The sequence below is a fragment of the Staphylococcus simiae genome, from assembly GCF_017357005.1.
GTDB lineage: Bacteria > Bacillota > Bacilli > Staphylococcales > Staphylococcaceae > Staphylococcus > Staphylococcus simiae_A.
Genome location: NZ_CP071589.1, coordinates 1802915 through 1824415 on the forward strand (window position 1 = coordinate 1802915; position 21501 = coordinate 1824415).

Here is a 21501-nt window from a genome sequence, read left to right on the forward strand (position 1 = left end):
TTTGTACGACATAACAGTGAGGAGAATTCAAATGAAAGTATCACGTATCTTATTTGGTGTCGGTGTCGGTGTAGCAGCAGGATTTGCTGTTGCTCTGCAAGGACGCGATGATAAAAGTGTTAAACATAACACAATTGACAAAACAGCCCCTACCGGCTCAAGAACTGAATTACAACTTGAAATAGATAATATTAAACAAAGTTTTAATGATATCTTGAACTACAGTTCCCAAATTAAAAATGAAAGTGCTGAATTTGGGGGATCAATCGGTGAAGAATTTAAAACACTCATCGGTAATTTCAAATCAGACATTAACCCTAATATTGAACGTCTACAATCTCATATTGAGAATTTACAAAATCGTGGCGAAGATATAGGTAATGAATTATCAAAATAATTGTTAACACAGTGTGGCTCAATACCTGCACTGTGTTTTTTTTAAGATTAAGTCACTACTTATTTGTTAGCTATTATATATATTGTGATACAGTCATAAGAAGGTGATAAACATCATTCTATACTTAATCGTATACGGTTAATATTTCATGTTTGTATTTTAAAGTAATGAAAAACGAACATTTTCTCATTAAATTCAGCCTGGTCTTGAGACAATCATAAAATAAATTCTCTAGAAAATTTATTCAGTCTTACTTCCTTTCAATACACGCATTGACTAATTTAACTTTTAGATAGATAATACCTATCGTATAGTGAAAAGAGATGAGGCGTTATTATGTTTTTATGTAAACGACAATTAGATATACATGCACGTTTTGGTCTACCAAGAATTGCATTTATGAGCGTAGTATCTACAATCATTATGTTTTTAGTTAGTTATGAAATCATGTATTTCTTCTCTAATACACGATTATCAGATCATCATTTTCTAGTTTTTTTATTTTGTGTAGTGCTTATGTATCCACTTCATAAAAGCGTCCATTTATTATTTTTCTTACCCTATTATCAATCATTCAAAGTTCATAAATTAACTAATCGACGCTGGTTATTATTTTATAATACGTATGTCAATACACCAGTTCATAAAATTTATTTTTGTATCAATTTAATATTACCACTTGTATTACTAACAACATTATTTGTAGTGTTAACCATTCACTACCCTCAATATGGTCATTACTTTATGTTTTTATTATCACTAAATTTTGGGTTTTCTATTTTAGATTTACTCTATTTAAAAATCATCTTGTTTTCTAATTATGGTCAATATATTGAAGAACATAGTACTGGTATTCATATTTTGAAAAAAACCAACAAGCACAAGTATTTATAATATTCTATATCATTGAATTTCGGACAAACAATATCCTATACGTCAAATTGTGAGCTTGGCAGTAACTGACTGACTGATGAAATACTAATAAATCAATGATTTCTCACGCTAGTCAGTCTTGTCGGAGTAGAACAGAAATTAATTTTTTCAAAATTTATTTCTGTTCTACTCCTATTTTTTTATTAATTGACTCATGCTGTAGTCTGATGCATTGCTTTTCTAATTGGTGATAATATAAATTTATGTTATATTTACGATGATTAACTAACAAAGGAGTTTCAACTATGAAATCAATAAACAAGCTCATTGTTCCGCTAACTGCAAGTGCATTATTATTAGGTGCATGTGGTTCAAACGCAACAGATTCGAAAGATAACACGTTAATTTCTTCAAAAGCTGGCGATGTAACTGTTGCTGATACTATGAAAAAAATCGGTAACGAACAAATCGCAAATGCTTCTTTTGATGTCATGTTAAATAAAATTTTAGCTGATAAATATAAAGATAAAGTGAATACCAAAGATATCGATAAAGAAATTGACAAAGAGCAAAAACAATATGGCGGTAAAGAACAATTTGAAAGTATGTTAAAACAGCAAAATTTAACATTGGATCAATATAAAGAACAAAAACGTACTGCTGAATATCAAAAGCAATTATTAGCTGATAAAGTTGATATTTCTGATAAAGAAATTAAAGAAGATACTAAAAAAGCTTCACATATTTTAATTAAAGTTAAATCTAAGAAAAGTGATAAAGAAGGTTTAGATGATAAAAAGGCCAAAGAAAAAGCAGAAGAAATCCAAAAAGAAGTAGCTAAAAATCCAGATAAATTTGGAGAAATTGCTAAGAAAGAATCTATGGATACATCCTCAGCTAAAAAAGATGGTTCATTAGGTTATGTCATCAAAGGACAAACTGTTGATTCATTCGAAAAAGCTTTATTCAAACTTAAAGATGGCGAAGTTTCTAAAGTTGTTAAATCTGATTACGGTTATCATATTATCAAGGCAGATAAACCGACTGACTTTAATTCTGAAAAAGCGAGCCTAAAATCTAAAATTATAGAACAAAAAGTACAAAAAAATCCTAAACTTTTAACAGACGCATATAAAGATTTATTAAAAGAATATAAAGTAGACTACAAAGATCGTGACATTAAAAAAGCTGTCGATGATTCAATTTTAAACCCTGAAAAATTGAAACAACGTGCTTCACAAGATGGTCAAACACAACAGGCTGGTCTATCAGGAATGGGATCTTAATTAACACTAACTCAAAATTCATTAAAATAAGAGCGTTATCAAATGTTGAAATAAACATTCGATAACGCTCTTATATTTTTTAATCTAATGACTCTGGCTTATAGAAGCGACGATTTTCTAGACCAAATATTTTATCTGTAAATTGACCTTTGTCTGTTTTCTTATATGCTTTTTCAAACATATTCATTTTGGCATCAATATTATCAATATAGCACAATATTTCTGCTTCTTTTAAATATGGTAATTTAGGAGAACCAAATTCTAATTTGCCATGATGAGATAGTATCATATGTCGTAATAATAATACTTCTTCTCCATCTATACTTAATTCTCTCGCTGCTTCAGCAACTTCATCACTAGCGATAGATATATGACCAAGTAAATTTCCTTCTACTGTATATGATGTAGCTACTGGTCCACTCAACTCTCTAACCTTACCTAAATCATGTAAAATAATAGCACTATACAATAAACTTCTATTCAATAACGGATAAATATCACATATTGACTTAGCAATACGTAGCATAGTTAAAACATGATAGCTTAAGCCACTAGCAAAGTTATGATGATGTGAGCTTGCTGCTGGGAAACTATAAAATTGTTGTTGATATTTTTTTAATAAATGACGTGTAATACGCTGTAGGTTAGCATTTTCAATATCTAACATAAAATGAGAAATTTCTTCTTGAATCTCTTCCGGTTTTAAAGGTGCGCCTTCAATAAAATCTTGTGTTCTCAATTGATCTTCTGCTGTGGCTAATCTAATTTGATTAACTTTCATTTGTTTATTACCGCGATAGTTAATCACATCACCTTTAACATGGACAATTTCTTCTGGTTTTATAATTTCCATATCTTTTTTTGTAGCTGTCCAAAATTTCGCTTCCATTTCACCACTTTTATCTTGTAAATGTAAAGTCATATAGTCTTTACCTTGTGCAGTAACACCTTGTGTCGCTTTATGCACTAAGAAAAAATGGTTAACTGAATCTCCGGGATTTAAATTCTCTACATTTCTCATCGTTTCCCGCCTTCCTCTATTTTGTTTAATGTAATAACTTCTTTAGCTGGAATAATATTATCTTTAACACATGTAAAGTAAAGTACTTGATAATGTTGTGATAATTCTCTCAAATAATTCAACATTTTTTCAGTACGCTTTTTATCAAAATGAACAAATGCATCGTCTACGATTAATGGGAATGGATAATATGGTCTTAATACTTTAATTAAACTGATACGTAACGCTACATAAAGTAATTCTTTAGTTGACTGACTTAATTCAACAGGTTCATATATTTGACCATTATGATGTTTCACCGTAATACTATCTTCATTATAATTAATCATTGTATATTTACCGTCAGTTAAGTTTGTTAAAATTGCAACTGCTTCGTTAATCACTTGTGGTAAACGTTTATCTTTAATTTGTTTAATATGTTCATCAACTAGACTTTGTAAATAACTTAAACTAGCCCAGTCTTTAGCAATCGCATTTAATTGATTTTTAAGACTATGATATTCATGTCTTAAATTGGCAAGTGTTGAATCAGTTTCCATATGATTAATTTGGGCGTTTAAATCACTCACCTGACTCTGCATATCTAAATATTGTTCATTATATTCATCGACTTGTGTAGCTAATAAATGATCTTCTTCATCTAATTGTGCCGTTGTTTTGTCACTTAAACTTGAACTCAAGTCATATGAATAGTTTTGATTTTCAAGATACTTTGTTAATTGATTAAAACGATTTAAATCACTCATGTAACTTTGATAATCTTCATGATGTTGATAGAATTCTTCTTCATTTGAAACATTGATGAAATTAAACAATTCGTCTATTTCTTTATTATTGGCATTTAATTGCTCTTTTAAATGTGCTAATTCATTAGAGATTAATTTAGTATTGTCTTCATTACTTTGCCATTTAGTTTTAGTATCTTCAGCATTTTTAAGCCATTGATTAATATCATGGAACAGTGACAATTTATTAAAGTACACAAATAGCGGTTGTGTTACTCTTTCAGCGTGCTCGTAAAATTCCGTTAGCTCTGTTGCTAATTGTTGTCGAGTCTCATTTAAATCTTTGATATGCTGGTCAAGTGCTTTGATGTTTGCCATTGTTGAAATACTATCAATTATTAATTCATTAGACATCTTAGGAGATAAGTATAATTCTTCTTTAACATTAGCAATATTTTCATCTAAACTATGATGACGAATCGTAGCTGTATTTAACTTACCTTCGATATATTGTCTTTTTTCATCTAAAATATCTTTATTTTTACTTGCTTGTTGCCAATGGTCACGATGACGATATTGTTCATCTAAATCAAAGCTTAAATCATAATTTTGATCTAATTGTGCTAACTGTTCTTTCAATTCAGCAATTTCGTCTGTAATTGCTTCACTATAATCAACTTCTTTAGCTTTTGACATGATGATGCCAATAATGAAAATGATAGTCAATATTGCAAAAATGACTCCAAACAGCATATTTTGAGTAATAAATGAAAATGCTGTTAATCCTATTCCGACAATTGTTAGAATAATAAATGTTGTACGTAATAATTTTTGACGTTGTTGTTTCTGCTGTTGCTCTATTTCAAAACGTTCTTTTAATTTTTCGTATAGATTTTCTTTTTCGTTTAATTCGATAACTTGTTGAGAATATTCTTTTTTCTTTTCAAATGTTTCATCGGCAACGATATGTTCTTCAATACTATCCAATTCATTATTTATCGCATTTGTTTCAATTTTATTATCTTCTAGACTACGCTCAAGTTGTTTAATATATGCTTGTTGTTCTTGTTTTTGGTTAATTTGTTCACTAACATGACTTTTCATAGCTTCTGAGCTATCTACACTATGATGTGTTTCAGACCATCCAATATGTGATTGTAATTCTTCTTTTTCTCTTTGTTTATTAGCAATTTCTTTTTCTATTGATGTTAATTCAAACTCTTTATTTTTAATATCACTTTGTTGTTGGTTTAAACTCGTCATTGCATCGATATCAGATTGTTTTGCAGGTTTAAGTTTGTGTTTTTCATCTAACAATTGTTGTAAGCGTTCTTCTCTCAAACCGATATCTCGCTCTAATGATTGTTTATGTGCTCTTGCTTTTTCATATCTATCAATACCCTTTTCAGGAAAATGGATTGGTTCAACATTTAAATTTTGTTCTAATGCTTTCCATTCTTGAGCATGATCATGTAGTGCAACTTCTTTTTGCTTTGCTTCATGCATTTTAGATAATTGGTTTAAATTTTGTTTTAAGTTTTCAAGTCGTCTAGTTGCTTTATCACGATCATCTACTAAGCGGTGATATGTTTCTAATTTTGCTTCTTCTTCACGAATTTGACCTTCCAATTGTTTCAATTGTTCAATTTGTTGATTGATAATTGGATTTTTTCCTGATTTCTTATAAAGTTCATCTTTTTTGCGATTAATAATGTCTCTCATTGACGTAAATTCAGTAGAACCTAATGCTCCAGCTTGTAATAAATAGTCTTGAAGTTGTTTTTCGTGAAGATTACGATGAATATCTTGTAACCCTAATACGTCAAATGAAAAGATACCTTGATATGTCTTTTTGGAGATATAGTTTAGTTTCTTTTGTAACCAGGCTTCATCACGTACAGTACCATTTGGTAAATAGACTTTAACATCGCCTTGGGCACTACCTTTAATACGTTCAACTTCAATCTCCATATCATCATCTAACATTAAAGTTAACTTACCACCATATTGATTACCTAATCTTGGTTCTAGTCGTGGTTCTTTTGATTTTTTAGTTGGAAATCCAAATAGAATCGAATGGATAAATGCTTGAATCGTTGATTTACCTGCTTCATTTTCACCAAAAATTTCTGTGAATGTTTGATTGAAATCAATTTTACGTTGAACAAACTGACCATAGCCATAAATTTCAAGAGATTTAATTATCATTTTGTTCACCTCTCATCTCTGCCTTTAATAATTCTTCTGCGTGATTAACTAATTCAGTATGATTAAACTCAGTATAATCTTCTAAATATTTAGAAGCACGAGGATTGAGATATAAATCAGACATTGCATTATCAAACACCGTACGATCTGCTAATAATTCTCCTGAAAATTCATTTACTAATGGTGATTCATCATTTTGTGTATATGAAATTGATAAATCATCAATGACAACGAATTGATTTTCATTTTCCTCATAATCGGCAATCATTTCTTCAACTTGTAATAAATCTTGAGGTGAAATATATGATTCACTATTAACAACAAGTTTTATACGGTAAATTGCTTTACCTTGATTTCTCACTCGTTCTTTGAATTGTTGAATTTCATCATATAAACCTTGCTTTGAAGTGTGTTCTGTCTCAATTGTTGCTTCTTCAAATCTAATGTATTGCGTCGGGTAAAACTGCGTAGTTAAATTTAAATGATCTCCTTCAACTAATAAACATCCTTTTTCACCTTGTTCGTTAAAATGTCTACCTTGAATATTACCAGCATAGTTAATCACTGGCATATCACTTAATTGTTGACGTTCATGTATATGTCCAAGTGCCCAATAATGATATAACTTACTGTTTAAATCTTCTAAAATAAATTCAGTATATCGATCTTTAGTTGAAGATTTGCTATACGTTCCATGTAATACACCGATATGTATCCCCTTTTGCCCTTGACTAGAAGGATATTCGTCTATTTTATTTTCATAACTAGATTTATCTTGATAACTAAAGCCATGAATATAAATTGTTTCACCGGCTTTCGTAATAGCTTCGTATGTTTCTACTTGATTTGAAAATACTGAAACATTATCTGGCCAATTAGCAGTGATATTTGAAGTTAAAGGATCATGATTACCGTGACTTATATAGACAAAAATTTGTTCATTTTTTAATCTTTCAAACTGTTGTTGTAAAAATACTTCAGCACGAAGCGTTCTATTCTCACTATCAAATAAATCTCCAGCAATGATGACGAAATCCACTTCATGTTGAAGTGCGATATCTACAATATTTTTAAAACTTTCATAGGCACTTTTTTGGATATCTTCAAATATTTTGGGGCTTAAATGACTTTTAGACTTGAATGGACTATCTAAATGTAAATCTGCACAATGAATAAATTTAACCATACTTACATTTCTCCTCAATAAAGGTTCTAACATCAATTTCAAAGATGATGACTTATAAATTTACATATGTCATATAGTTACTTTGATATATAAATGTTGAATGTTACTTTTTGTTATTATCATGTTCTTCATACAATTTCTTTAAAATGAATTACTCATTTTTTATCATATGGATTGCTATAACTAAATTTTATATAAAATTGATGTTTTATTTACCAAATATTAACAAAGTATATTATCTATTCATTTTACCATAACATATTTCATATCGTCGATGAACATAATGTGTTAAGCGTTTACATATTAAAAATAATAATTTACTACAATTTTCAAACTATCTGTTGATATTAAAACTTGGATTTGAACAATGATTGTATAACCTACAAGTTTATATTGGTAAGGTAAAACCTATTATAAAATGGCTATATTAAAAATGTTAATCATCATGTGTCTATTAAGACTTTAAGTGGTTAGTAATCTATGAAGTATTTTTGTTATCAGAATATCATTAATAACAATTAAAAAAGCCAACAAAGTTAGACACTTTGTTGACTTTAATCTTCTAAACTTAAGATAATATATACACTAATTAGTCAGCGTAAATTTCATCTAAAGGTTTAACGATGATTTGGTTGATTTCTTGGAATACTTGGCTCATTTTTTGCTCAGCATTCATTAATTCAGAGATGTTTTCATCTTTTTCGATTGCTTGAGCTTGTTCTTGAGCTTTTTGTAAATCTTCCTCAGGAATCTCTTCACCTTGCATTTGTTTTTGTTGGAAACTCATTTGAGTTTCACGGAATTCATCAAATAATTTTTTTGACTCTTCATTAGCTTTTACTTTCGCAAAAGCGTCCTTAATAGCTTTATATTCTTCACTATCTCTTAAAGCTTGTTCTAATTGATTTGCATAATCGTATAAATTTACTGCCATGTTTAGCACTCCTTTGATAACTTGTTTAATAACGTTTCGCTATTACTTTACCACATCTATCTTTTTTAGACAAAGATTGCAACTAATCCTTGGAAAAATCCAATAATTCCACCCAAAATGAAACCAAGGGACATAATTAATTTTAACTCTTTATCTGCAATTTCAATAATTAATTTTTCAATATAATCTAAATCAAATGTATTTATTTGTTCTTCTACTAAACCTCTTAAATTCACTTTTTTCATAATACTTGAAAGATGTTTAGATAATTGAGAAGTAATCATCGTTGTTAATTGTTGAACTAAATGCTGTTCTAGATAATCAATGACATTAGGCATCATTTGTTGTAGTGAACGATGTGATTGTTGATATATGGTATTGCTTATATAATTAGCACTAACTTCAGATATTTCTGCAAATTGTTTTTCAGTTATTACTTCATTTAATTGCTTTCTTTTTAATTCTAGATATTCATTGTGTATTACTGTCGTCGCAATAGCTTTAGCTTTCGGATGTGACGTTAATCTAATTAACTCTTGTTGAATACGATCAGCAATACTTTCTTTAGTCATAAACATTTGTAACATACCGATAATTTTACCTTTTTCATTGAAAAAGGTATCTATCATATCGTTGATATCTTTAGTTCCTCTTTCAGAAGACAAATATTTCCGTGCTCTATCACAGAGTAAATCTGTAGCTTCTTCGACCTTATTATCTATTGCTGTTTGTATCGTTTCAGGAATAAGATTAACCAATTGTTCAGCTTGATGATTGTTATAAAATGTCATGATTTGACGCTGAATATAATGATTAACATTATCATTAATTACATGATCGATGTCGATATTTAAGTGTTGAGCAATACTAGCAATTGTTGTGTTGTCATGTTTAACTTTTGAAATCTGTTGCATTAAGATATCTTCAATTGCTTGTTGAGACTGTTTACTTTCAAGCTTTGCTTTGATTAATGATTCAGTCAAAAGATGTTCTTCAATCACTTGACCAATCTTAGACGCAATTTCTCTTCTTCTTTTAGGTATTAGTCCGGGCGTAAATGGTACTCTCAAATGAAAAATATAAAGTGGTTTAAACGGATGAAATAGCATTCTTATAGCAATAACATTTGTTATGCCACCGATGATAGCTCCTACAACTATCATAAATATAATTACAAATATTGCATTCATTGATTGTTCTCCTTGATCACTGATATTTATCTATGTTTTTTAAATGTAATGACTTATTTCCTGAATTAGATTTGTATAAACATAATTATAAAAAAACGATGATTGCACTTATACAAATGCATCATCGTTCTATTATCTATAAAAAGTTAGAGGTTTAGATATGTACTAATTCTTCTTTAGCATTTCTATTGAAATAAGTTTCCGCTTCTCTCATTTTTGAAGTACCAAAAATAGGTTGGTTATCAGGATTTAATACACGATAAATATTACTTACTTTGTTACTTTGTAAAATAAAACCATTACGTGTCTCTACATTATTCCAATAAATGTCGCTAGTTGGTGCATGATTTGGATATGCACAGTGATTTCTAGATATAGTTTGTACGATTTCTAATGGATCACAGCCAAATGTACTATTTAAAACTTCAGAATCTCTAAACAATGCACAAATTGAAATACAAGTTGTCCAGTTTGGTAATACTCTTTCTTTCTCAATTTGAACCAAAGTCTTCTTTGATAAGCCAATTGTTTGAGCCATTGTGTCCTGAGTATAGCCAGCCTCTATACGTACCATTTTAAATTTAGTTTGAATTAAATCAGTAAAACTCTGTCTATCCATTCTGTTATCTACCTTTCTATTTGGGGAATTTTATCCGGACGCAAGAAATTGCAATAATACACATTTCTTGAAACACAGATTACATCTTAATATATTTTTAATAAAATTAAAAGAGTCAATTTCACTTTGTCTTAAATTTTAGTTAATCAACAATATTAAAGTTTACTTCAAAATAATATAAAAGTAAATCATGTAAAAAATAAAATTTAGCAATTTAACTATGCCTTAATTTTATATCTTCGCCGACTTATAATTTGTCTTGCTGTAACATAATCATCAATTTTTTAAATCGATGTATATTAACCAAAATTTTTAAAGTTTGTTATTGCCATTTGAGGCTAATTCGTGATTTAATATTTTAGTCTCAATTAATCATTTACTATCTATCAATAAAGCCAATACTATCAATTGGTCACTGATAATATTTATTTTTAAGCACTCGACATTTCAATTATTTTTATAACTGTGTATCTATCATTTTAAAATTTAAAACAATGTGCGTAAAAATGCGTTTCTAATTTGTTATTAATTTAAGTTTATTATGTAACTACATCATTAATATCTAAATCAATTTATTTTCCATAGCATAAATAGCAGCTTGCGTACGATCATTAACCTGTAATTTAGTAAAAATATGACTGACGTGTGTTTTAATTGTTTTCTCTGATACAAATAATGTTTCCGCAATTTCTTTATTAGTCTTACCTTTAACCATTTCTCTAAGTACTTCTATTTCTCTTTTAGATAACTTATTAGTGTTATGTGGTTTTTGACTCACTGCTTCAAAGACATCTTGAGCTTTAGGGTGTATAACTTTATTACCTTCTAACACTCGTCGTATAGTAGTTATCAGTTGTTCTGGTTCAACATCCTTCATTTCATAGCCATCAGCACCTTGATTAATGGCTGAAATAACATGTTCATCATCTACATAACTTGTTAACACTAATATTTTAATTTCTGGATAATATTTTTTTAAATATTTAGTGATTTCTATACCATTCATATCTGGCATGACTAAATCTAACAAAACAATGTCAGGTTGTTCGCCACTATTGATAAAATCAATAAAATCTTGTCCATTTGAAAAGTCTTCAATCACATCAAAATCATCAATGGTTGATAGTAAAAAGCGTAAGCCTTGACGAACAATATGGTGGTCATCTACTAGTATGATTTTTTTCATATTGTAACTCCTAACTACGTAATTCTATAGGTATTTTCATTGTTATTCTTGTACCTTGATTGGGTGTTGAATGTATGTCAACATTCCCATTTAACAATTTGACGCGCTGTTTAATATTAGTTAAACCATGGGATGACATCATATTGATTTCTTCCATATTAAAACCGCAACCCTCATCTTCTGCAACTATTTCAAGGTGATGATTTGATTGAGTTATTTTTATTAGTAATTTGTCGGTATTAGCGTGTTTTTTCACATTATTAATACATTCCTGTAGCGCACGATAAATATTTTCTTCGATGTCATTTGATAAATCAATTAATCCTTCAACATCAATTTCTAAATTGATATCGACTAACTTGCCATATGCAGTTAATGCATGTACAATACCTTGTTCTAAGCCAACTGGTTTTAATTGCCATATTAAAGCTCTCATTTCATTGACAGCATTTTGACTCGTTTCTTCAATTGTTTGAAATGCTTGTTTAGCAATCGTTTCTTGTGTTAAACCGTATGCAGCATGTGCTGTTAACTTTACAGAAAAGAGCATTTGATTTACTGAATCATGTAAATCTCTAGCCAATCGATTTCTTTCATTAATTTTTGCTACTTCCTTTTCATGATCCGTTAAATAAATGCGTTTAATAGCTGACCCTAATTGAAAGGCAACAGATTCTAGCAACTCTAAATCTTCGTCGCTATATCGTTCAGTATTGGGAGAAGCAACATTTAATATACCAAATTGTTCTGAACCTGATTTAAGTGGCACTGTTGCATGATGAGTAACTCCATTATTCTGATTTGGCAAAGCTTTAGAAGCTAAGTTAATTCTTGAACAGTTTACAATATTTGAGGCTTTATTTAATTTGCCTTTATTAAAAGCATTAACACACCAGCACGTACCGTCTTTAATATAGTGACATTGATTTGCCATTAATGAAGGTGGCAAATCGACATATGATACAAGTTCATGTTGACCTTCTTGATTTATAAAAAAGATCCAGCCTGTTGTGAAATTACTACCTTCTATCAAAGATTTTAAGGCACCTTGAGTCACACTATATATTTCAGTTTCTTCATTTAAAAATTCGGCAATTTCTTTCAGTAACGCTAACCTCGATTTTTGCTCCATCATTTCGTCCACCTTATTAAACATGTCTTTCTATTATACCTTTAGTTGTATAAATTTGAAATCTTTGTCTATTATCCATTATATTTTGCTACTCTTTTAATATTTGTATTTAGTCTTTACTTTTTATGATATGATATTAAATGATATAGGAGGATTTTATGAAATTTAAAATACCAGAAAACTTTAATAACATGACCTTAAGAGAAATATTTCAACAAGTGAAGTTACCCAAGAAAGATCTCCATCATTTAAATATGTCGAAGGACATTACAATTAACGATCGCTTAGCACGTTTAGCTGATACAGTTCATACGAATGACATCGTCTATGTACCTACTCCCGATGAGAAAAGTAATTATCTACCAAGTTATCGCTATGCTGAAGTGAAATATGAAGATGATGACTTAGCAATTATTTTGAAACCTAAAGGTGTTAAAACACATCCAAACGATTTAAAAGAAAGTAATACATTAATGAATCATGTTATATATACGATTGATAGTGATTATGTTGAACCTATCCATAGGCTCGATCAAGAAACTGTTGGCTTACTAATTGTTGCTAAAAATCCATTAATGAAAAAAATATTAGACAGAATGTTAGAAGAAAATGATATTACTCGAATATACAGAGCTAATGTTAAAGCACTATTGCCAATTAAACCTCAAACCATTGATATGCCAATCGGAAAAGACAAGTTCCATTCAAATAAAAGAAGAGTATCACCTACGGGTCAACGTGCAATTACGCATATTTTATCTTCTCAAATGGTTAAAGAAAATGTATGTCAATTAGCAATTAAATTAGATACAGGTCGAACACATCAAATTCGTGTGCACTTAGCAGAAATTGGTCATCCTGTTATTGGAGACCCATTGTACGGAGATTCAACCTTAAGACAGCTTTCCTTAGAAAGTTATAAAATTGAATTACAGCACCCATTAACAAAAGAATTGATTTCAGTATCTTTAGACGATTAAGTCATTGAGCTACAGTTATGACACTTAATAATCAAAGTTGTTTATATTTTTTATTGAGACAATCATCTCATTCGTTAAATTAAAAATGTCATTTTTGGTTGCGACAATCGGGAGTGGGACAGAAATAATTATTTCATAACAAATTATTTCGTAGATGCCCGTCATCAAAATTCTAAATGCGTATTTTTCATGTCAGATCTTAGTTACTCCAGCAATAGAGGCTAGGATTATATAACACTATTTTATTAATATCACGTAATCGATATCATTATAACTAATCTCAGCTATTTACTATAGAAGCCTTTTCAAGCCAGAATCATTCAGTTTTTTAAATAGACAACTTACTTGAAATGTATGTGTCTTATTTCTTTTCTTTAACAATTGTGTTTATATACTATATAAATATTTAAAAAAGCTTGAACAACGAAGCAATAACATCTCGTTGTTCAAGCTTTTATGCATTACTATCACTAGTGAGGATCAACCATATCTTCTGGTTTAATCCACGCTTCAAATTGTTCTTCTGTAACGTATCCTGATTGAATCGCTGACTCTTTTAATGTTAACCCATCTTTATGTGCTTTTTTAGCAATTTGCGCTGCTTTTTCATAACCAATATGTGGATTTAATGCAGTCACTAACATTAATGATTGATTTAAATAGTTATCGATATTTTCAGCTATTGGTTCAATACCGACTGCGCAATTGTTATTAAATGTTTCCATACCATCAGCTAATAAATATATTGATTGTAATGTATTATGCATAATAACAGGTTTGTATACATTCAACTCAAAATTACCTTGTGAACTTGCAAAGCCAACTACTGTATCATTGCCCATTACTTGGACTGCAACCATTGTTAACATTTCACATTGTGTAGGGTTAACTTTACCCGGCATAATTGATGATCCTGGTTCATTTTCAGGAATTGAAATTTCAGCTAATCCTGCACGAGGACCAGATGCTAACCATCTTACATCATTTGCAATCTTCATCAAATCGCCTGCTAATGCTTTTAAAGTACCATGTAATTGTACTACTTCGTCATGTGCTGTTAATGCATGGAATTTATTTTCTGATGACACAAAAGGATACCCAGTATTTTCTGCAATAAATTTGGCAACTTTATCTCCAAATTCTGGATGTGCATTGATACCAGTTCCTACAGCAGTCCCACCAATAGCTAAATTTAGCATATACTTTTTTGATTCAGACAACATTTGTTCACATTTATCTAACATATAACGCCAACCACTAATTTCTTGACCTAATCGAATTGGTGTAGCATCTTGTAAATGAGTTCGTCCAATTTTAATAATTGAGTTGAATTGATCTTCTTTTTCTTTAAAAGTATTACGTAAATGTTTTAAGGCTGGTTCTAATTTTGTTTCAACTTCATGATATAAAGCAACATGCATTGCAGTTGGGAAAGTATCATTTGAACTTTGTGATTTATTTACATCATCATTAGGGTGAATCGTTTCATCGCTATTATGATTTTTTAGGTATTCATTAGCTACAAAGCTAACTACTTCATTAACATTCATATTACTTTGAGTACCGCTTCCTGTTTGCCAGACAACTAATGGGAAATGCTCATCTAGTTCACCTGTTAAAATTCTGTCACAGGCATGTACAATGGCATCTTTTTTAATTGAATCTAATTTTCCTAATTCATGATTGGCTAATGCTGCTGCTCTTTTTAATTGTGCAAAGCCATACACTACTTCAATTGGCATACGTTCTTTACCAACTGGAAAATTTCTTTTACTTCGTTCAGTTTGGGCACCCCAATATTTATCTGAAGGTACTTCAATTTCTCCAAAAGTATCATGTTCAATTCTTACTGACATTCAAATTCTCCCCTTATCATTGTTTATTTAACTGTAGTATATCACTAATCAAAATGAATGAGCAATTGATGTTTAAAACGTTTTCATTATAACAAAAAATAAACTGAACCATTCTATTAGAAGGCTTAGTTTATTTATGGCATCTTTAATTTTAAGAAGTTAAAATAGTGCGTAATAACTTACTATGATTGATGACTATATTTTTGTTTAGTCGCTTGTACAGTTGCTACAGCTGTAAGTATGTATAATATTGCACTTAAGACTGTCATTACAGGATTTAAAGAAACTAATAGATGAAAAATACCGTTCAAGCTATTATAAAAATCATCTAAAGTGTAGTAAAGAATTCCTGTGATTAATAAGCAACAAACGACACTGATAATTATGCCAGATTGGTTACTTTTGATGAACATTTTAGCATTAACTTCATCAATTAACCCTTGTGACAAATTCAACTGCAATTGAACTACCTTGAATAAGATTGGTAGATACAATGCACCTAAAGCTAATGGAAATGCTTTGATAGAAATTAAACTGATGATTACTGTTGAAATCAATAAATGAACCCAATATTTTCCTAACATATATTTAATTCTCCTCTTTAAGACTCTAATATAGATTACCATATTAATGTTACTTCGATAATATAATAATAATTCAAATGATATATAGTATATTATAAATTTCTATTGCATAAAAATAGAATGAAACATTAACTGTCTCATTCTAAATTCATTAATTATTATCGTGTGATTGATTATGCTTTTCTTGATCGTTTTCTTCAGAAATTTGTTCCATTTCTTTACCTAGTTCTTTCAAATCATCAAAATCATTTACCATTGCATTTTCATCTTCATGATAATTTAATTTAGCATCTTTTTCATTAACCATAGCAATCCCTCACATCTTTATTTATGCAAAACGTGATGTAAAGTAAGTTTTTACATCTTCTGGTAAGCCTTCAGCAGCTTCTTTATCTAAAATTACATTAACCATACGATGAGCTTTTAAGTCAGCTGGCTCATAACTACTTTTACCATTTTCTTGGTATAATTTTTCTACCATTTCACGTTTGTTTACACCTGTAATGACCAGAATAATTTCTCTAGCTTCCATTAATCCTTGACGCACACTAACATCTAAATGGCCTTGTTCGCTAATAGATAGCACTTGCAAAGTTAATTTACCTTTATTTTCTTTAGTTTTAATTTTATCTGAAATAAATTCAATGGCATCTTTTTCAAATTCAATAGCATAAATTTGACTTTTAGGTACTCCCAAAGCTTCAAAATATGATTGATTATTGTCATAATCTAAAATATTAATTTGACTAAAGTCCACAGCATGATGATCTACATTTTTCTTTAATTCATCTAGAACAGGTGCTTGATCTGTATCTAAATGAAAACCAGCTATTGTTGTTGGATTGTTATTAAATTGCTTTCTAATAATATCGGCAGCATATTCTGCTACAAGTTGACTGTTGTCAAATACTTTAAAATTCATTGCCATGTTTATTACACTCCTCTTAGTTTGCATTTTACATATATAAGGCGATATTAATTTCAATTATACCCTAAAATAATGTCAATCAAACTCAAATATGAAATATCTTGGGAGTGGGACAGAAATAATTGTTTCAAAATAAATTATTTCGTCATCACACTCCGACTAGACTGACTAGTATTATAATATGTATATTTATCAACATTTTATAATACAGGCAATTACTATCAATTGCAAAAAAATTATTACAAAATGGTTTTGTCTCAGGCTTTTATATTATAAATATTTATTATTTTTACTTTAATCCTGGGAAGTCTTGTTGTCTTAATGCTTCATAAATTAATAAGGCAGCCGTGTTCGACAAATTAAGTGAACGAATATGGTCACTCATTGGTATTCTTAAAGCTGTCTCTTTATATTTTTCTTTTACCCAATCTGGCAAACCAGTTGTTTCTCTTCCAAAAATAAAATAATTATCTACTTCTGTATTAGAAAAATCAAAATCACTATATGTTTTTTGTCCGAACTTTGTTAATAAATAATATTCACCAGAAGTATTGTCGAAAAATTCTTCAATACTGTCATGATATGTAATATTAACGAATTCCCAATAATCTAAGCCAGCTCTTTTTAACATTTTATCATCTGTGCTAAAACCAAGTGGTTTAATCAAATGTAAATGCGTATTCGTACCTGCACAAGTACGAGCAATATTACCAGTATTTGCTGGTATTTCAGGTTGAAATAATACAATGTGATTTGTCATATTATGTGTTTCTCCTTGTTTCTAAGCCTTTTAGCATTTCAGTTTGCACTTCTTCATCTTCACTATTAAAGTGTTCATTAATAAATGGTCGAGCATCTTCCCCTAGAATTTGTCCAATCGCCCAATAAGCTGTTGCACGTATCATAGGTCGAGCATCATTAATGGCTACTTCTTTTAACTCCGGAACTGCTGCTTCTTCATTAAAATGTGCTAAAGCAAGTATAGCATTCCTTTGTATTGGTTTTTTACCTCTCCATGCTCCAGCAAGATGTCCATAGTTTGCTTTAAACTCCTTGTTAGACATTTGTAATAATGGTATTAATCTTGGTTTTAAAATTTCTGGTTCCAAAACGATATCATCATGCTGTGTGTTGATTCCTCTATTTTTAGGGCATACTTGTTGACAAGTATCACAACCATACAATCTATTGCCTATTTTATAACGATATTGATCAGGCATATAGCCTTTTGTTTGCGTCAGAAAGCTAATACACTTTTGACTATTAAGTTGACCATTACCTACTAATGCACCCGTTGGACATCTATCAACACAAATAGTACAATCACCACAACTATCTAAGATTGGGTCATCGGGTTCAAAAGGTATACTAACCAACATCTCTCCTAAATATGTCCATGTACCTAAATCTTTATTGATAATAAATCCGTTGCGCCCTGCAAAACCTAAACCGGCTCTCTCAGCGACAGCTCTATCAGATAATACACCCGTGTCAACCATAGATAGAATATCTACATTTTCAACTTTTGTTTTTATGAATTCAGATAATTTATCTAAACGCGTTCGCATAATAGTATGATAATCTTGTCCCCACGAAGCTCTAGCAAATAATCCTCTACGATCACCTCGAACACTCTTTGGTGCACCTTTTAACTTATTAGGATAGCCAACAGCAATCGCAATAATTGATCTTGCAGTTGGTAAAGATAATTTAGGTTCTGTTCTTAAAGCTATATCTGATTCTTCAAAACCAGAAGCATAACCTTTACTATGATAATCTTCAAGTTTCTGCTTTAATTCATCAAAGGGATCGGCAGTTGTAAAACCTATACTGTCAATACCAATTGAATGGGCATACTCAATGATATCTTGCTTTAACTGCTTATAATCCAATGATAATCCCCCTTTTAAATTTCACTATGCTATTTTAACATATTAACTATTGAAAGTAGGACTACAAAACTTATTAATTAAAATGAAAAACTCGAATAAATTTCGTCTTTATAATTAACGAAATTCATTCAAGTTTTTAACTAATTATAGTACGCGAGATAAAAAGTTTTGAGTTCTTTCATGTTGCGGATTTTCAAATATTTGTATTGGTGTACCTGATTCAACTACAACTCCATCAGCCATAAAAATGACTTTATCACTTACATCTTTAGCAAAGTTCATTTCATGAGTAACAACTACCATTGTCATTCCTTCTTTTGCTAAATCTTTCATTACTTTTAACACATCTCCAACAACTTCTGGATCCAATGCAGATGTTGGTTCATCAAATAATAAGACTTCAGGATGCATAGCTAATGCTCTAGCTATTGCAACTCTTTGCTTTTGCCCACCAGATAATGAATTAGGATACACATTAGCCTTATCTTTCAGTCCAACTTTTTCTAATAAAGAATGTGCTTCTTCGTATAATTTATCATTAGAGTTATTTTTTAACATTTTAGGTGCTAATACGATATTTTCAATCACTTTTTTATGCGGAAATAAATTAAAATTTTGAAAAACCATCCCCATTTTTTGTCTTAATTGATCCAAATGAACACCTTTTTCAGTTAAATCATTACCATCAAATATAACATGACCTTTTGTAGGTGTCTCTAACAAATTCATACATCTTAACAAGGTACTTTTACCACTACCAGAAGGGCCGATAATTGCTACTACTTCTCCTTTATTCACTTCAAGATTAATATCTTTTAGTACTTCATTATCACCAAACGTTTTATTTAAATTTTGAATATTAATCACTAGCACTCAATCTCCCTTCAATAACAGCCATAATACGAGTTAACACAAATGTAAGCACAAAGTATAGCGCTGCTGCCACTAACAATGGTGTAAATGGATCGAACGAGTTACCTTGAACGACTTGAGCATTAAACATAATTTCGCTAACACCAATTGTTGAAACAATAGAAGATTCTTTAATCAATGTTACAAATTCGTTACCTAAGGCAGGTAATATTTTTTTAATCGCTTGTGGCATGATAACTGTTCTCATAGTTTGAGAATAACTCAATCCTAAACTTCTAGATGCTTCCATTTGACCTTTGTCTACTGCATTAATACCTGCTCTAATAATTTCAGCAATATAAGCAGATGAATTTATTACTAAAGCTATTGTACCGCACACTAACGCTGATATATCTAATCCTAAGGCAGCTGTTATACCAAAGAAGACGATGAAAACTTGCACTAGCATTGGAGTTCCTCTCAGCACTTCTATATAAATTGTTGCAATCCAAGATAAAATTTTAAATCTGCTTAATTTCAGCAATGCTACTACTGCTCCTAATATTGAACCTAATGCAACGCCAATTAATGAGATTAATACTGTTATTTTAATACCTTTTAAGAAAAAACTACCATATTTAGTAAAGAAGTTGCCATTATCTTCCATATCTTGAGCCGCATGTGTTAAGTATTTATCTATTAATCCTTTATCTTTTACTTCTTTAATTGATTTATTCACATTAGCTAATAATTCAGGTGAATTTTTAGGCACAGCTATTACTGTATCTTTTTCTTCATCATTAAACTTTGCTTTCGAAATATCTAATTTTGGATTTTGCTTTAAATAAGCTTCAGCAACTGGCTTTTCAACTACTGCCCCTTCTACTTTGCCACTTTTTAATGCTAAGATGACATCAGGCAATCTGCTTAAAGATGTTATAGATGCATTTTCAATTTCAGTTTGTGCTATTTTTTCTTGATCTGTACCTTTTTGAGCACTTATCTTTTTGTTATTAAAATCCTTTATTTCTTTATATTTATTTAAGTCGTCTTTTTTTACTACCATGACATTTTTTGTTTTCATATATGAATCAGAGAAATCAACTTCTTTTTTACGTTCTGGCGTTGTAGTCATACCAGAAATAATTAAGTCTATTTTCCCAGTTTTTAATGCACCTAGTAAACTATCAAAAGACATATTAACAATTTTTAATTTTAGATGATTATCTTTTGCAATTTTTTTAGCCAAGTCTATATCGACGCCAGCGTATTCAGTTTTGCCTTTCACATTACGCTCAAATTCCATTGGTGCATAATCTGCAGACAAACCAACTCTTAGTTCTCCACGTTCTTTAATTTTATCCCAAGTTTTATCTTGATCAGCCAACGCCACTGGATTTAAATTAATCGCAATGCTGCTAATTAATATGCTCATAATTAAAAGGACTTTCCCTAACCTTTTCATTTAAGCACCCCCTATTTAATTAATATTCATTATTATACATATATATACGAAATTAAGCAATAGCCACTTTTAATTTTCTGATATTATTTAAACAAAATAAAAAGACTTGAATCTATCATTGACATGCTTCCTATAAATATTCCACTTTTTAAGTGTCTATTTTATAGAGTGCACATCATAAGCTAGT

Annotated in this window: 20 protein-coding genes; 4 read left to right on the forward strand and 16 right to left on the reverse strand. The window is 30.0% G+C overall.

The features are described from left to right. The first annotated feature begins 31 nt into the window (after window positions 1–31). From J3R86_RS08155 to prsA, 3 genes are all read left to right on the forward strand, one after another. Window positions 32–397 carry a YtxH domain-containing protein gene (locus J3R86_RS08155; RefSeq protein ID WP_207516896.1) on the forward strand — a complete coding sequence of 122 codons (366 nt, stop codon included), beginning with the start codon at window positions 32–34 and terminating at the stop codon, window positions 395–397. A gap of 336 nt (window positions 398–733) precedes the next feature. Beyond that, complete coding sequence (locus J3R86_RS08160; protein ID WP_207516897.1) at window positions 734–1291, forward strand: DUF3267 domain-containing protein; 558 nt, start codon at window positions 734–736, stop codon at window positions 1289–1291. Window positions 1292–1575: 284 nt separating this feature from the next. After that, window positions 1576–2556, forward strand: a complete 981-nt coding sequence (gene prsA, locus J3R86_RS08165) for a peptidylprolyl isomerase PrsA (protein ID WP_207516898.1) — start codon at window positions 1576–1578, stop codon at window positions 2554–2556. 79 nt (window positions 2557–2635) lie between these two features. Here the strand turns inward: prsA and yhaM are convergent, their stop codons facing one another. The 8 genes from yhaM to J3R86_RS08205 all read right to left on the reverse strand — a co-directional run bounded on the left by yhaM (window position 2636) and on the right by J3R86_RS08205 (window position 12757). Continuing rightward, the gene (yhaM, locus tag J3R86_RS08170; RefSeq protein ID WP_207516899.1) at window positions 2636–3577 is read right to left on the reverse strand and encodes a 3'-5' exoribonuclease YhaM; all 942 of its coding nucleotides are present in this window, start codon (window positions 3575–3577) and stop codon (window positions 2636–2638) included. Then, window positions 3574–6510: an ATP-binding protein gene (locus J3R86_RS08175; RefSeq protein ID WP_207516900.1), complete on the reverse strand. Its 2937-nt coding sequence runs from the start codon at window positions 6508–6510 to the stop codon at window positions 3574–3576. The genes yhaM and J3R86_RS08175 overlap by 4 nt, the downstream gene beginning before the upstream one ends. Next, complete coding sequence (locus J3R86_RS08180) at window positions 6500–7696, reverse strand: metallophosphoesterase family protein (RefSeq protein ID WP_207516901.1); 1197 nt, start codon at window positions 7694–7696, stop codon at window positions 6500–6502. The genes J3R86_RS08175 and J3R86_RS08180 overlap by 11 nt, the downstream gene beginning before the upstream one ends. Window positions 7697–8285: 589 nt before the next feature. Further along, window positions 8286–8630: a YlbF/YmcA family competence regulator gene (locus J3R86_RS08185; RefSeq protein WP_002465326.1), complete on the reverse strand. Its 345-nt coding sequence runs from the start codon at window positions 8628–8630 to the stop codon at window positions 8286–8288. A 65-nt stretch (window positions 8631–8695) separates the two neighbouring features. Continuing rightward, window positions 8696–9820 carry a DUF445 domain-containing protein gene (locus J3R86_RS08190; protein ID WP_207516902.1) on the reverse strand — a complete coding sequence of 375 codons (1125 nt, stop codon included), beginning with the start codon at window positions 9818–9820 and terminating at the stop codon, window positions 8696–8698. Between the two features lie 154 nt (window positions 9821–9974). Further along, window positions 9975–10439 (reverse strand): XRE family transcriptional regulator XdrA, encoded by a 465-nt coding sequence (xdrA, locus tag J3R86_RS08195; protein WP_207516903.1) that lies wholly within the window; start codon window positions 10437–10439, stop codon window positions 9975–9977. Between the two features lie 562 nt (window positions 10440–11001). Further along, window positions 11002–11625: a response regulator gene (locus J3R86_RS08200; protein WP_207516904.1), complete on the reverse strand. Its 624-nt coding sequence runs from the start codon at window positions 11623–11625 to the stop codon at window positions 11002–11004. Between the two features lie 10 nt (window positions 11626–11635). Further along, entirely contained in the window at window positions 11636–12757 is a 1122-nt protein-coding gene (locus tag J3R86_RS08205) for a GAF domain-containing sensor histidine kinase (protein WP_207518538.1), read from the reverse strand. Window positions 12758–12915: 158 nt separating this feature from the next. Between J3R86_RS08205 and J3R86_RS08210 the strand changes: the two genes are divergently transcribed. Continuing rightward, window positions 12916–13737, forward strand: a complete 822-nt coding sequence (locus J3R86_RS08210; protein ID WP_207516905.1) for an RluA family pseudouridine synthase — start codon at window positions 12916–12918, stop codon at window positions 13735–13737. 470 nt (window positions 13738–14207) lie between these two features. Here J3R86_RS08210 and fumC read toward each other — a convergent pair whose 3' ends face one another. From fumC to J3R86_RS08250, 8 genes are all read right to left on the reverse strand, one after another. Next, window positions 14208–15593: a class II fumarate hydratase gene (gene fumC / locus J3R86_RS08215; RefSeq protein WP_207516906.1), complete on the reverse strand. Its 1386-nt coding sequence runs from the start codon at window positions 15591–15593 to the stop codon at window positions 14208–14210. Window positions 15594–15775: 182 nt separating this feature from the next. Beyond that, window positions 15776–16177: a hypothetical protein gene (locus tag J3R86_RS08220; RefSeq protein WP_207516907.1), complete on the reverse strand. Its 402-nt coding sequence runs from the start codon at window positions 16175–16177 to the stop codon at window positions 15776–15778. Window positions 16178–16328: 151 nt separating this feature from the next. Continuing rightward, window positions 16329–16484, reverse strand: a complete 156-nt coding sequence (locus J3R86_RS08225) for an SAS053 family DNA gyrase inhibitor (protein ID WP_207516908.1) — start codon at window positions 16482–16484, stop codon at window positions 16329–16331. A gap of 21 nt (window positions 16485–16505) precedes the next feature. After that, a complete protein-coding gene (locus tag J3R86_RS08230) occupies window positions 16506–17105 on the reverse strand; it encodes a 6-phosphogluconolactonase (protein ID WP_207516909.1) in 600 nt (199 codons plus the stop codon). 289 nt (window positions 17106–17394) lie between these two features. Next, on the reverse strand, window positions 17395–17865 hold the full coding sequence (gene trmL, locus J3R86_RS08235) for a tRNA (uridine(34)/cytosine(34)/5-carboxymethylaminomethyluridine(34)-2'-O)-methyltransferase TrmL (RefSeq protein ID WP_207516910.1): 471 nt from the start codon (window positions 17863–17865) through the stop codon (window positions 17395–17397). 1 nt (window position 17866) lies between these two features. Next, window positions 17867–18997 carry a tRNA epoxyqueuosine(34) reductase QueG gene (queG, locus tag J3R86_RS08240; protein WP_207516911.1) on the reverse strand — a complete coding sequence of 377 codons (1131 nt, stop codon included), beginning with the start codon at window positions 18995–18997 and terminating at the stop codon, window positions 17867–17869. Window positions 18998–19141: 144 nt separating this feature from the next. After that, complete coding sequence (locus J3R86_RS08245; protein ID WP_207516912.1) at window positions 19142–19864, reverse strand: amino acid ABC transporter ATP-binding protein; 723 nt, start codon at window positions 19862–19864, stop codon at window positions 19142–19144. Beyond that, entirely contained in the window at window positions 19857–21314 is a 1458-nt protein-coding gene (locus tag J3R86_RS08250; RefSeq protein ID WP_207516913.1) for an ABC transporter substrate-binding protein/permease, read from the reverse strand. Before J3R86_RS08250 ends, J3R86_RS08245 begins: the two co-directional genes overlap by 8 nt. Window positions 21315–21501: the final 187 nt, after the last annotated feature.

Bases quoted from the DNA above. Each gene is read 5' to 3' on its own strand.
- prsA (WP_207516898.1), top strand. From the start codon at position 1,576: ATGAAATCAATAAACAAGCTCATTGTTCCGCTAACTGCAAGTGCATTA.
- yhaM (WP_207516899.1), bottom strand. From the start codon at position 3,577: ATGAGAAATGTAGAGAATTTAAATCCCGGAGATTCAGTTAACCATTTT.
- J3R86_RS08230 (WP_207516909.1), bottom strand. From the start codon at position 17,105: ATGGCAATGAATTTTAAAGTATTTGACAACAGTCAACTTGTAGCAGAA.
- J3R86_RS08190 (WP_207516902.1), bottom strand. From the start codon at position 9,820: ATGAATGCAATATTTGTAATTATATTTATGATAGTTGTAGGAGCTATC.
- J3R86_RS08225 (WP_207516908.1), bottom strand. From the start codon at position 16,484: ATGGTTAATGAAAAAGATGCTAAATTAAATTATCATGAAGATGAAAAT.
- J3R86_RS08155 (WP_207516896.1), top strand. From the start codon at position 32: ATGAAAGTATCACGTATCTTATTTGGTGTCGGTGTCGGTGTAGCAGCA.
- xdrA (WP_207516903.1), bottom strand. From the start codon at position 10,439: ATGGATAGACAGAGTTTTACTGATTTAATTCAAACTAAATTTAAAATG.
- J3R86_RS08205 (WP_207518538.1), bottom strand. From the start codon at position 12,757: ATGGAGCAAAAATCGAGGTTAGCGTTACTGAAAGAAATTGCCGAATTT.
- J3R86_RS08185 (WP_002465326.1), bottom strand. From the start codon at position 8,630: ATGGCAGTAAATTTATACGATTATGCAAATCAATTAGAACAAGCTTTA.
- trmL (WP_207516910.1), bottom strand. From the start codon at position 17,865: ATGACAAATCACATTGTATTATTTCAACCTGAAATACCAGCAAATACT.
- J3R86_RS08220 (WP_207516907.1), bottom strand. From the start codon at position 16,177: ATGTTAGGAAAATATTGGGTTCATTTATTGATTTCAACAGTAATCATC.
- J3R86_RS08180 (WP_207516901.1), bottom strand. From the start codon at position 7,696: ATGGTTAAATTTATTCATTGTGCAGATTTACATTTAGATAGTCCATTC.
- J3R86_RS08160 (WP_207516897.1), top strand. From the start codon at position 734: ATGTTTTTATGTAAACGACAATTAGATATACATGCACGTTTTGGTCTA.
- fumC (WP_207516906.1), bottom strand. From the start codon at position 15,593: ATGTCAGTAAGAATTGAACATGATACTTTTGGAGAAATTGAAGTACCT.
- J3R86_RS08200 (WP_207516904.1), bottom strand. From the start codon at position 11,625: ATGAAAAAAATCATACTAGTAGATGACCACCATATTGTTCGTCAAGGC.
- J3R86_RS08250 (WP_207516913.1), bottom strand. From the start codon at position 21,314: ATGAAAAGGTTAGGGAAAGTCCTTTTAATTATGAGCATATTAATTAGC.
- J3R86_RS08175 (WP_207516900.1), bottom strand. From the start codon at position 6,510: ATGATAATTAAATCTCTTGAAATTTATGGCTATGGTCAGTTTGTTCAA.
- J3R86_RS08210 (WP_207516905.1), top strand. From the start codon at position 12,916: ATGAAATTTAAAATACCAGAAAACTTTAATAACATGACCTTAAGAGAA.